General features: G+C 45.0%; 11 protein-coding genes. 4 read left to right on the top strand and 7 right to left on the bottom strand.

What is annotated here, in order from left to right; genetic code table 11:
- Positions 1–40: 40 nt before the first annotated feature.
- The gene (locus tag IX91_RS15510; protein WP_004746423.1) at positions 41–892 is read right to left on the bottom strand and encodes a helix-turn-helix domain-containing protein; all 852 of its coding nucleotides are present in this window, start codon (positions 890–892) and stop codon (positions 41–43) included.
- Between the two features lie 145 nt (positions 893–1037).
- On the opposite strand from IX91_RS15510, the gene IX91_RS15505 reads away from it, so the two are divergent.
- Positions 1038–1937, top strand: coding sequence for an AraC family transcriptional regulator (locus tag IX91_RS15505; protein ID WP_004746422.1), 900 nt, complete (start codon positions 1038–1040; stop codon positions 1935–1937).
- A gap of 239 nt (positions 1938–2176) precedes the next feature.
- The gene (locus tag IX91_RS15500) at positions 2177–3274 is read left to right on the top strand and encodes a YdcF family protein (RefSeq protein ID WP_004746421.1); all 1098 of its coding nucleotides are present in this window, start codon (positions 2177–2179) and stop codon (positions 3272–3274) included.
- 380 nt (positions 3275–3654) lie between these two features.
- Here the strand turns inward: IX91_RS15500 and IX91_RS15495 are convergent, their stop codons facing one another.
- The 3 genes from IX91_RS15495 to IX91_RS15485 are packed head-to-tail and all read right to left on the bottom strand — an operon-like array spanning position 3655 to position 6399.
- A complete protein-coding gene (locus tag IX91_RS15495) occupies positions 3655–4836 on the bottom strand; it encodes a multidrug effflux MFS transporter (RefSeq protein WP_004746420.1) in 1182 nt (393 codons plus the stop codon).
- 11 nt (positions 4837–4847) lie between these two features.
- Positions 4848–5522, bottom strand: a complete 675-nt coding sequence (gene grxB / locus IX91_RS15490) for a glutaredoxin 2 (protein WP_236642938.1) — start codon at positions 5520–5522, stop codon at positions 4848–4850.
- A 10-nt stretch (positions 5523–5532) separates the two neighbouring features.
- Positions 5533–6399, bottom strand: coding sequence for an MBL fold metallo-hydrolase (locus IX91_RS15485; protein WP_004746417.1), 867 nt, complete (start codon positions 6397–6399; stop codon positions 5533–5535).
- A 102-nt stretch (positions 6400–6501) separates the two neighbouring features.
- On the opposite strand from IX91_RS15485, the gene IX91_RS15480 reads away from it, so the two are divergent.
- Entirely contained in the window at positions 6502–7401 is a 900-nt protein-coding gene (locus tag IX91_RS15480) for a LysR family transcriptional regulator (RefSeq protein ID WP_038197682.1), read from the top strand.
- A 315-nt stretch (positions 7402–7716) separates the two neighbouring features.
- Here the strand turns inward: IX91_RS15480 and IX91_RS15475 are convergent, their stop codons facing one another.
- The 3 genes from IX91_RS15475 to IX91_RS15465 form a co-directional block, all read right to left on the bottom strand.
- Positions 7717–8868, bottom strand: coding sequence for a M20 aminoacylase family protein (locus IX91_RS15475; protein ID WP_004746414.1), 1152 nt, complete (start codon positions 8866–8868; stop codon positions 7717–7719).
- A 64-nt stretch (positions 8869–8932) separates the two neighbouring features.
- Positions 8933–9910 (bottom strand): DMT family transporter, encoded by a 978-nt coding sequence (locus IX91_RS15470; RefSeq protein ID WP_004746413.1) that lies wholly within the window; start codon positions 9908–9910, stop codon positions 8933–8935.
- Positions 9911–9985: 75 nt separating this feature from the next.
- Entirely contained in the window at positions 9986–11152 is a 1167-nt protein-coding gene (locus IX91_RS15465; protein ID WP_004746411.1) for a M24 family metallopeptidase, read from the bottom strand.
- Positions 11153–11481: 329 nt separating this feature from the next.
- On the opposite strand from IX91_RS15465, the gene IX91_RS15460 reads away from it, so the two are divergent.
- Positions 11482–12159, top strand: coding sequence for a helix-turn-helix transcriptional regulator (locus tag IX91_RS15460; RefSeq protein ID WP_004746410.1), 678 nt, complete (start codon positions 11482–11484; stop codon positions 12157–12159).
- Positions 12160–12189 lie beyond the last annotated feature (30 nt).

Here is a 12189-nt window from a genome sequence, read left to right as displayed (position 1 = left end):
ACTTTTGCGACAACTTGCTTGTCTTGGTCGCCGCAAGTTCCTATTCGAAGTCACCGTAGATATCTATCGTCAGATCGCGTTTTTGCAAATACTTGTTCGGCGTTTTTCTAAGCTGCTGCTTGAGTGTGCGTATCAAGTGTGACTGATCACTAAAGCCAAATTGCTGCGAAAAACTCACCCAATCGATCGCCTCTTGTTGTTTGTAGAGTGCCAAAATCATCTGCTCAAGACGGGCCATTTGCTGATACTGCTTAACGCTCAGACCAACCACCTGCTTGAAACTGCGTTCTAACGTTCTTCGAGAACACGCGCACTGCGCGGCAATCTCTTCCATATCTATGGCGAGTTCCGATGAACTCAGAGCTTGCGCGTCCATCACCGCGATGGCCTTCTGCGATACCAAAAACGGTTTGGCTCGACAGGGTTCAATCCTTAAAAAGTCTAAGTGACGTTTTATCGAATCTAACAACGCTTCTGGTGAATCTTGTTGCCATAGTGCTTGTTGAAAATCCTCATCAAATAAAGGGCTCAGCCAATCAAACCACTGACACTGGTTAACCGCATTGACTTGGGCATCATCGTGAAAAGCAGATTGGAGGGCATAGAGCCCTTCAGGTCGAAAAGTAATACCGATACGTTTGATCGGAGCCTCATCCTCTAAGAGAAGGAGATTTTCATTCGCAGTCAGTAGGTGACTACCTTTACCATAAAGTAAGGTTTCACCGTTGTCGTAGCTGTAGGTTTGATGCTTGAGAGTGAACAGCAAATGAGCGCGCGGGTTGGGAATAAGATGAGGTTTAGGATCAATCACTTCACCATGTCCAACCTCCAAGTACCAGACTTGGTGAACAAGCCACTCGTAGCCGGCTAAGTGCTGCTTCCAAGCGATCATGATTGTCCTTGCTTACCGGGAAATGGGCAATAAGTGTGACTCAATTCGTCACTGTGCGCTACGCATTTATCAAAACTCCATTTTTAAATCGAGCTAATTTACTGTACGCTTATACAGTCATTTAAAAGCAAGGGTGAGCTCAGTAATGCGCGTTGATTATCAAAAGAGGCTGATTCCAGTGATTCGCTATCTGGAAAAGAACTTCAACCAACCCCTCAATTTGCCAGAAGTCGCAGCCCTAGCGAACCTATCGCCATATCACTTCCATCGCACCTTTAAAGCCGTGCAAGGAGAAACCCTCGCTGATTTTGTCAGACGTTTGCGATTGCAGTCAGCAGCCGACGATTTGTTTAAATCAAAACAACCCGTGCTAAACATCGCATTGGAGTATGGTTTTGCCTCTTCACAGAGCCTAGCTAAAGCGTTTCAGCAACATTATGGGGTAACGCCGAGCGCATTTCGTGATTGCGAAAACTACCAGCAATTTTCTGAATTATCGCGAAACAGCAAGATTGGACACACGCTGCGCAAGAATGGAAACGCAGGCAAACCTAGCGATTCATATACTGGATCTGAACTAACAACGTGGAGCAACAAAATGGAAACGCAAAACTTTACAGCGACAAAACTGGCTTATGTCCGAGTAACAGGCCCTTACGGCGAAGGTTATCAAGAAGCCAGTGGTCGACTCTACCAATGGGCTGGCATGAAAGGGTTAGCAGAGAATACTTGTATCTTCATCTATCACGACAACCCTGAAGTGACTCCAAGCGATAAATGTCGTACCGATATCTGTTTGATGGTACCTGAAGAGACAGACGTAATAAATGGCATAGAACTGCAAGACTTTCCCGGTGGCGAGTACGCAGTGATGCGCCAAAACATCACCCAGCACAGCCAATATGCGCTCGCTTGGGATGATTTGATGAGTAAAGTGATCGAAACAGGGCTAGAAAACGATGACAGACCTTGCTTCGAGCTCTACCACAGCTACGACCCACAAACCCAGCATGCTGACGTCAGCTTTTGTACTGCGATTAAGTAACCATAAAGCCTGCGAGTAAGCAGGCTTTTTCTCCCCCGTCACTTATGTATTAACGACATAATTATCATTTATATCAATAGGTTAAATATCCAGTTCGTGATCTTAGTTCGCAATCCACAACCATATGCTGAGTGTTTCATTTAAAGTGAGAACCAATTCACAGACTATCTGAGAGGTAATTTTACACTGCAAAAAATCCGTCGACTTAGATCGACACATAACAACACTAGGATCTCCTAATGAAGAAGAATATCATTGCCCTCGCTCTAGGTAGCGTTATCGCTTTAACTGCTGCGCCATACTCTCTTGCCGCTAACGACTCTACCGTACAAGCCTCAGCAGATTACGCCCAACTCGTCACGAAAAGACAGGTGGTTGATCAGCTTCTGAGCGATGCCGTGACAGCTTTTAAATCCCCCGCTCGAATCTCGCATGCTGGGTTCACTGCGAAAATGCCAAGCAATATGGAGATTGTTACCGATCGCTTACTAGAGGCATACGAACTGGAACCATACCGTACTGATCTTCTTATCTCAGCGGCTAATGCTCAGATTTATAACAAGAATGTTGATCGTGCGATTGAGCTATTTGAGCAAGCACTGACGGTGGCACCGGATGATGTGGATCTACATGCCTACCTTGCGGTATGGCAACGTTTCAAAGGCAACCAAGCTGAGTCAAGCAAACACATGGATGCTTTATCGAAACTCAATGCAGGCAAAGCGGCTGACATGAAGCGAATTTTCTCGACAGTGGATCGCGTACTAGAGACGCCACTAAAAGAGAAAGCAGCGCAAGGTAAGTTAGAAGATAAGGGAGCGATTGTTACTCTGGGTTACGCACTAAACCCAGATGGTTCAATGCACCAGATCTTAGTTGAGCGTCTTGAAACCACTTTGGCAATGGCAAAAGCGAACCCAGATGCGCTTATCGTGCTAACGGGTGGCGTACCAAAGAACCACAAGACCGAAGGCAAGTTGATGGCTGACTGGTTGATCGAGAAAGGCATCAGCAAAGACAGAATCATTGAAGAAAACTACGCCACCAGCACCGTTGGCAACGCGCTATTTAGCAGCTATGCCCTAGCCCGCCATAACATCCAACATGCAACCATCATTAGCTCTGCAAGCCATGTTCGTCGTGGTCAGACATTGTTTGAGATTGCAAGTTGGCAAACAGGCCCACAAGGCATCACATTCGATACGGTCAGCTACCCTGACAGGCCTCTAAAAGAACTCACCAAGGCAAGTGACAGTGAGCTACTAGGAATCTACCGTGATGCCCTTCGAACCTACGGCATGTGGAGCTACCGCTCATACCCGTTAGAGTCTCGCTAAGACAAAGAACAAGAAGGTCGCATGATGCGACCTTCTTAATTTTTGGATCAGGGTTCGGTGAAAAACGTTAGTTCCTTTTGAGGTGAAGGCCAAAATGACTTTAAGTACTAGAGTTATTTTTAGAAAGACGTGTTACGCCCACCATCTGTAGCACGTCTCGGGACATTTGTTGGTCAGTGGTTTTGCTAAATTAGCATTCAACGGATTAGGTGAGGTATTGCAAAGCTACATATTGAATTGCTACGGTCATTTATCTATTACATGTATCCCAAATCACACAGCCACCACATTTGTGGTGGTTATGTGACTTGGGCATCTAGCACCTGATTATTTTATGTTCATCAATTTCAAAGCGATGAATTTAGGTGCTAATTTAATCTTTAGCTAGTTCTATGTGTGGTTCGGTTATCTACCGTGACTAACAAAACTGGCAGCAATGACAACAGCATGACCATGGCCAGTGTAGAGATACTACTGAACCCTAAAAGTCCCGATACAGCGACAAGCAATGCTCCTCCAATCATTCTGAAAAAACCATCAATAGATGTTGCCAAGCCAGCACAATACTTAAAGGGCTCAAGCGCAAGAGATGTAGCAGAGCCAGATAAGAGGCTGAAGCCTGCTGCTCCCAATGCCGATAAAGCAAAGAACAGATAAGTAGCATTAGAGCTAACAAGCAACAAACCCATTCCTCCGACAGTGATAACAGTGGCACCAAATCGCACAGTGTTCCTCCGGCCAAACGACTTCATCAATCTAGGTGCAATAAGGCTAGCAAGTATTTGAACGCCTCCTATCAAACCGAAGATAAGAGAGAACTGCACTTGAGAAAACCCGCCTTCACTGATTGCAACAATTGGAGCCACCGAAATGTAAGTCAACAGCGCACCGAAGCTGAGCATGTTAGTCAGTGAATACACCAAAAAAGTACGATTGCTTAAAATATCGCGCACGTTACATTTAAGCGCCTGCGTGTCGTTTACATCAACCGTGGTCGTAACACTCTTCTTAGGCTGAAGTGCTATAGCAGACATAATAAACAGCGAGGAAGCTAAACCAGCCATGAGGTAGAAGCCACCTGTCCACCCCCACAAGAGAGCTACCCCACTACCAATGAGCGGAGCAATGGTTGGTACTGCACTGGTTACACCGCCCATATAGCTTAACCACTTACCCGCAACGTCACCTTCGTAGTTGTCTCGAACCCAAGCCATGGCGGTGATCATAGTGAATGAAGCACCTACTCCTTGCAGAGCTCGCGCTGCGTATAGCATTTCTAGAGAGGAAGATGCCACAACCAACAAGCTACCTGCTGCATACATGAACAGCCCAAGCATGGCAGAGAACTTACGCCCCTTGCGATCAGATACTGGGCCCGCAACTAGTTGACTCACACCCAAAGCCAGAACGTAAATCGAAATAGTCTGTCTTATTTCGCTATCAGTGACAGCGAAAGCCTCGATCATCTGTGGAAAAGATGGCAAGTAGACATCAATAGCCAGTGGCCCCAAAGGTATGAGTGAAAAAATAACCAGCAGTTGGAAAAACTTGTTACCTGCCATCTTGAACTCCTTTACTGACTGATTGGTGGATATAACGACATGCCAGAGCATGATGCGATGAAACAAACAAAGCTCTTCATGCGTTCACTCATTTCTAGTTCAGCGACCATTGTGTAGTTTCGCAGCTCGGAAAATGCGGCAATGTCGTCAATGTTTAATTTACGCTCACCAGAGACGAGAGCATCTATATCGAGCAATAATTCCAGCTCTTCCAAAAGCCGCTTAAGCTCAGGAAGGTACTCTTCGGTCTTTTGCAAGGCTTGCTCAATAGATTGGTTTAATGCGTCTTTACGCGATTCAACAAACATACTGAGAGCACCTGGCGTAGACAGCTCAGGGAGATTAAGCCGTGGCATGCGAGGATACAAAAGCTGCGCAGATACAGGGTAAAGCCGCTTTAGAAGGTTGCTCAATGCTTCTGATACTTCGTAGCTCGTGAACATTGGTTCATCTTGTTGATCCAAGTAGCGGATAATGTCGAGGCTCTCGACCATCACCGTCTGCTCACCATCATGCTTCCACTGTTCAAGCACAGGGACAGTCAACCTCTCTAATTTTCCCGCTAACGATTCTGGCAATTGCCCCAAAGTCATCGGGCTAATTTCACAATCAATATTTTTAAGCCCGACAACGGTCTTAACACGAACACAAAATGGGCAGCTATCGAATACATGCAGTTTCATCATTAGCCCCCTATTAATTACCATGCCAAATTGAGTAGGCCATACGCTCAACATGAGCAGGCAAATGTTCCTCATAACCATTCCAATGGCTGAATTTCGGTAGTTTTATCGACTCTTTTAGTTCATCGACTGATTTGCCATCTTGCAGCCCTTTCCAAACCGCATCGAATAGAGCCTGAGCAAACTCTTCACTCTCTTCTAGCAGTTCTGGTGAATCGACAGGGATGTGACCATTTATGATGGTGTCAAATTCTAGCTCTTTACGAACACGCTTTATCGTGTTCAATGTAGCAACATAGTCCTGCTCGATTAAACGCCCAGAACTCACTAGGTATTGCGGCAAGTGCCAATCTACTGCAACTAATACTTTGTCTTCAGGCATATGAACAATACTCATGCAATTACCATCATTCTTACCGTAGTAATGTAAGTCGACGCTTTTTCCCCCTAACGAAACCGTCATGTCATCTTTGTAGGTAGTCGTTGGATAAGCCACCTTATCTTCTAAATCACGAGAAAGAAGGTCTGAGCAATTTTCTTGAGCGATAAATTCTGCGCCTTGTTGCTTGAAGATATTGCCGCCACGAGAGTGGTCAAAATGATCATGGGAGTAAATAACTTTTTTGACTGGCTTGTCTGTCACTTTACGGATTTCTTTCATCATTTGTGCAGAACGAGCATCGCCTGAAGGGTCAGTAATAATCACGCCTTCGTCTGTAACAACAACCAGGCTGTTATAAAAAAACTGGGAGTACTGATAGATACCATTCTTTAGTTCTTTTAATACTGGCTTCGATGGGTCAAACCCATCGGCTGCACTAGCCCCAGCAACCATGCCTAGCGTAAGAGTTAAAGTAGTTAGTTTTGAAGTAATAGACATTGTTCTTTCCTTTCATCATTGAAGATGAAATTAAAGATAATTAAGATTAGTAAATAGAACAATACAACCAAAAGTAACTTTACTTAATACTATAGGTATCAAATGGACAAGTATCGGAATATGCAGTTGTTTTGTACGGTTGTCGATAGAGGCAGCTTTTCTAAAGCGGCTAAAGCGTTAGGTATTACTCCTGCGATTGTCGGCAGGCACATTGCCGCGATGGAAGAATCTTTAGGGTTTGTCCTTTTAAATCGCACCACACGCAGCATGCACCTTACCCCAGGCGGAAAAGCTTACTATGAAGGTGCGCAAACTGTATTGAGCCAGATAGAGCAATTGGAAGACTCACTAACAACCGCCCATCAGAATAACCCTGAAGGTCTTATTCGCCTATCCGCACCTGATGCAATGGGCCCATTTCTAATGAAAGCTATTAAAGAGTTTCGAACAAAATATTCGGGGATTCGCTTTGATCTCGCGTTATCTAACAGTAAATCAAATCTGATTGAAGAAGAGATCGATCTCAGTATCCGATTCGCATTCGAATTGCAAGATTCATCTTACATCGCAACCAAGCTTGGAGAGTCAGAGTTTGGCTTGTATGCGGCTCCAGTCTACATCGATGCGCATAGTATGCCTTCTGATTACATCGATCTAAAAAACCATGACTGCCTACATATGGGAAGCTCAAGAGATGGTGACTACTGGATGCTAACCGTTGACGGTAAAAGCGTTTCGCATCGACAGCCGTGGGTTGCTGTCATTTCAGATACCAACACTCTGCTTCAAGCGACCCTAGATGGTATGGGCATTTCCATGGTACCCAGCATCTTTGTAAACTCACACGTGAAGAGTGGCGACTTAATCAAAATAGAAAACGTTGCAGAATTTCCAATCGTCAATATCTACGGAATGTATCCGACACGTAAGCATGTGCCTTATCGGTTATCGCTGTTCTTGGAGTACCTAAAAGCGAACTTTATCCATATCATTGCTTCTTAAGCAAATCTTAAAATCGGATTAGATATGGTAGGGAAAATACGCACACCTAAACTTTGTAGAGTACTTGATCTAACTAATTTTGGGACAGAAATCATTTGCGTGAGTTTGAAGATTAACTAGCAGTGAATTACTAAAAATATGGTAAATCGGTAATGTTTGATAACACAGCTCAAATCCACTGGAACCATAGTTAGTTCAACAACAATGCTTACGTATATATGTTCACGAAGGCAGCTCCGGAACTAACGAAACTCACAAACATTGGGGCACCGACATATCAGAGGTTTTGTCGATGCCTTTCCTCCCCAGCAGTGATTACTTAACTAATTGCTGTTCTACCAACGTTTGCCAATAACGCATCCCCGTACCCAAAATATCGTCATTGAAGTCGTAGTTTGGGTTATGTAGCGCAGTTCCACCGCACTCGCCAACACCGTTACCGACTAGGATGTAACACCCTTTTACCTCACGCAACATGAACGAAAAGTCTTCACTGATCGTAAATGGTTCGCAGTTGCCAATAACATTGTCCGACCCCACGACTGCTTCTGCTGCCGCAATCGCGTGTTGCGTTTCTTCTGCCGTATTAATTGTGGAAAGAAAACTATTGTTAAAGTGATATTGGTAATCAACGCCCGCTGACATGCATTGGCCAGCGACGACGCGCTCAATTCCCTTCTCGATCTTGTGCAATGCTTCATCGGTAAAGCTTCGCGTATCGCCGGTGATCGTTACTTGTGATGGAATCACATTCACGGTGCCATTGGTCTCGAAGTTCGTCACGGAGATAACAGCAGTCTCGTTAATGGCGCTTAAATTACGGGAAACAATGGTCTGCAAAGCAGTCACCACTTGCGCCCCCACCACGATAGGATCCGTCCCCATGTGCGGCAGCGCTGCGTGACCACCCGTTGCGTTGATTGTGATCTCGAAGCTGCTTTCACTCGCCATCACCGAGCTTGGGCGAGTCACAAACTGACCAGCAGGGATACCAGGCAAATTATGCATCGCATATATCGCATCCATATTCCAACGAGTAAACAGACCATCAGCAATCATCGCTTTCGCGCCAGTACCACGTTCCTCATCCGGTTGGAAAATGAAGTACACGGTACCATCAAAATTTCGGCTTTGAGCCAATTCACATGCCGCGCCTAGCAACATGGCTGTGTGGCCATCATGTCCACAAGCGTGCATGGCACCTTCATGTTTTGACGCATGACAAAACGTGTTCTCTTCTTTAATTCTTAAAGCATCCATATCGGCTCTAAGACCAATACTGCGCTCACCGGTACCTTGACGGAGAATACCCACCACACCTGTGCCACCGATCCCACGGTGAACTTCAAGCCCAAACTCTTCCAATTTGTTCGCTACAAACTCGGACGTTTTGAACTCTTCTGTGCCAAATTCTGGGTATTGGTGAAGGTGTCTACGCCATTCAATTGCGGATTTTTCTACGGTCATATCTTTCTCCAAAGAAGAAGCTACCTAACCAGATAGCTTCCCATATTAATAGTTATAATTCGGTTTAAGCTTCTTGTGCTTTAAGGTTTTGTTCTGCTTTCGGCTCTTCTTTTGTCTCGTATTTTGTGAAGACGTAAAGTGCAACAACAATTAACGAAACGATAATGGTTTTGCCCATCGCCATTTGTTCACCCAGTGTAAGTACCGCGACAAGGTAGCCAACAAGAGGCATTAGGTTCAGAGCCATAGTGGATTTTTCAACACCAATGCGTTTGAAAGAGTAAAGCTGGATAAGGTAGCTACCCCCTGAAATGCCCGTACCAAGGAAAATCAATAGAGCAATCAGTAATGGGCTAGAGAAGATGATGTAAATTTGAGACAGATCTAGACCCATAGCAAATACTACGAAGATGCCCATCACCGCTACTGAAATATATTGGTACAGCATAGAAACCACTGAGCCATATTTGTCTGCTAGGCTCGCACGAAGGTGAGCTGTCCAAGCAAGCGCAAGCATCGAACAAGTAACATATGCATAGCCTAGTAACGGCGTTCCACCTTCAATCGTATTCGTCGGCCCCACGCTCATCGCGTAAATACAGACTGCCGATGCGATGAATGCACCCCACTGAACTTTGTTCATGCGGAAGTTCATGAACATCATGCCAAAGAAGACGGTAGCGAATGGCTGCATACCCTGAATAACACCGTTCTCTGTCGCACCAATGTGAGCCAATGACAGAAAGTTAAACAGTGAAAACACCCCTTGCCCTACAATGCCGCATAGTGCAATTCGACCGATATCTTTTTTGTCAATTTTCAGTGACGACCCCAAGTCCACACTTAAGCTCTTACTGCGCGACGTAAAAAAGAAAATAATAGATAAGCCGATAACCGCTGTGACATATCGGAAAAATACCAAAGTCATTGGATCGACCGCCATGGATAGAGGCTTAGAAACCACGCCAGTCACGCCCCAAATGCACGCTACCGCTATCGCAGCAACCCACCCTAAAAATGTGTCTTTATTTGTTGTGTTCATTTTGAGTCCTTTTCGTTTCACGTTATCGCCAACGTCACGAGCCCCGTGCGTTGGCTTGTCGTTATAATTGGGTATTTAGTCGATGATGATCAGTTCAGGTTCCGCACGCTCAGATAGCCACTCCGCGCCATCTTCGGTAATGACGATGTTTTCTTCGTGAACCATAGATTTACCCGGTGCGTAAACCATGCCTGGCTCTAGCGTCATCACCATGCCTGGCTTCAACACCGTATTGTCTGTTGCGGTGTTTGATGGGCGCTCAGTCAGCTCCATGCCTAAACCATGACCCAGACGACCTACGTCATTACCCAGTGCCCCATTCGCTTCTAGCACTTTCCACATCGCGTTGTAGATATCCGTCGTTGTCGCACCTGGCTTCGCGGCTTCAAAACCTTTTGTCGTTGCTTCATAAGTTGCTCGGTATGCCGCTTTTGTCTGCTCACTCGCATGTCCGAACGCCCAGTTACGGTCAAAGTCTGAGAAGTAACCATCGCGAACGGCACCGGTATCAATGATCAACACATCGCCCGGTTCAATAATGCGGTCTGTTGGACCCATAATGATGCTGTCGTAACCATCAGGACCTGAGCCCGCAATAATGTATGGGCACTCATCCGCGCCTTCTAACAACATGTCGATACGGAACTGTTTACAGATCTCACGCTCCGTCATACCTGCTTTGGCGTATTGCGGAACTTTCTTAAAGCCAACATTGGTGATGCGACAGATTTCTCGAGTTTTCTCAATTTCCGCTTGAGACTTAATTTGACGAAGCTCATGCATCTCTAGAGACACATCAACAAAATCTTTCTTCACCATCGTGGTCAGTTGCAGGTAGTTGTTCACTGGCATACGTAGGTGAGACTCGATACCCAGCGTCGCGCCCACTCGGCCGTGACGGCAAGGCAATGAGTTTAGAGCACTTGCAACCAAGCTAATGCCGTCATCTTCTGGGCGAGGCGATGGCCAGGTAATGATGTTGTCAATCCAAGTCCCCGCCATACCACTGGCACCAATTTCTGGAATGATGGCAATAGGCTTACCTTCGGCTGGAACGATAACGAACCACGGGCGAGTTGGGCTGTGCCAGAACTGGGTATGAAAACCAGTAAAGTAACGAACGTTTGGCTCGGTAGTAAAAATCATTGCATCCAGCTTTTTGTCATGCATGACTTTTTGAGCGCGTTGGGTACGGTGTTCAAATTCAGATTGGTAAAAGCCACGATTCAGGAAGTTGTTCATTAGAGCCTCTTTGTTTGTTCTTATTCGACTTAGCGGTGGAGCAATTAAGTCTTATAGTTAATATTTGTGAACGGTACGAGGGCAGTTTACTGATATTTCAGTTAAATAATGTGACCCACACCATAGGGTTAACTATTGTTTACTATTTGGGTTAAATATCGCTTTTAAATTTGATTTTCGTCAACTTTAGTTCCCTTTAGTGAACCAATAAGCACGTTACAGTTTAAAGCACAATGAATTCGGTTACATTTAGCGAGTGTGTAGGTTGATTTCAAGTCAACATCAAGGGACAATAACTCTCAAGTTAAAGTTAACAGTAGTGGTCTATAATGAACGCATCAGCTTATAAGTCTTTTAACGTCGAATTCACTGAGGTTGATCGACAATATCTTGAGTCCAATTTTCGACTAGCGGAAACCATTGCAGACTTTATCGGTCCGCACTGCGAAGTCGTCATTCACTCGTTTGAAAGCTTTGAAAAGTCTGTGGTGAAAATTGTCAACGGGCATCACACGGGTCGTGAAGTAGGATCGCCAATCACAGATATGGGATTACGTATGCTTAGCGCATTCGAAAAGACAGGAGAAGTCACCCCAAAAAGCTACTTTACTAACGGTAAAGATGGCTCACTCTTAAAGTCAACAACATGCGTGCTTGCCGGGGAAAATAGAAAACCCATTGGGCTGTTCTGTATCAATATGAACTTGTCACATCCTTTCCCCGAAATTATCAAAACTCTAATGCCTGATGTTTCACTCCCTCATGTTGGAGTACATGAAAACTTTAGCTCTTCGGCTACTGATGTTATTGAGCAAGCGCTGGAACATGCCATTGAAGAAGTAAAAAATGACGCTTCGATTAATTTAAAAAGCAAAAACAAGACGATCACTAAGATCCTATTTGATAACGGTATTTTCGAACTAAAAGAAGCTACAGGGCTCACATCTGAACGCTTAGGTATTACCCGCCATGCAATCTATAAGTACATTCGTGAGTTCAAAGCTTAGTAAAGGCTTTCTGCTCGATAAAAAGGAGCC

This window comes from Vibrio tubiashii ATCC 19109, assembly GCF_000772105.1.
Taxonomy (GTDB): Bacteria; Pseudomonadota; Gammaproteobacteria; order Enterobacterales; family Vibrionaceae; genus Vibrio; species Vibrio tubiashii.
This window is presented reverse-complemented; position numbering and strand designations above follow the sequence as displayed.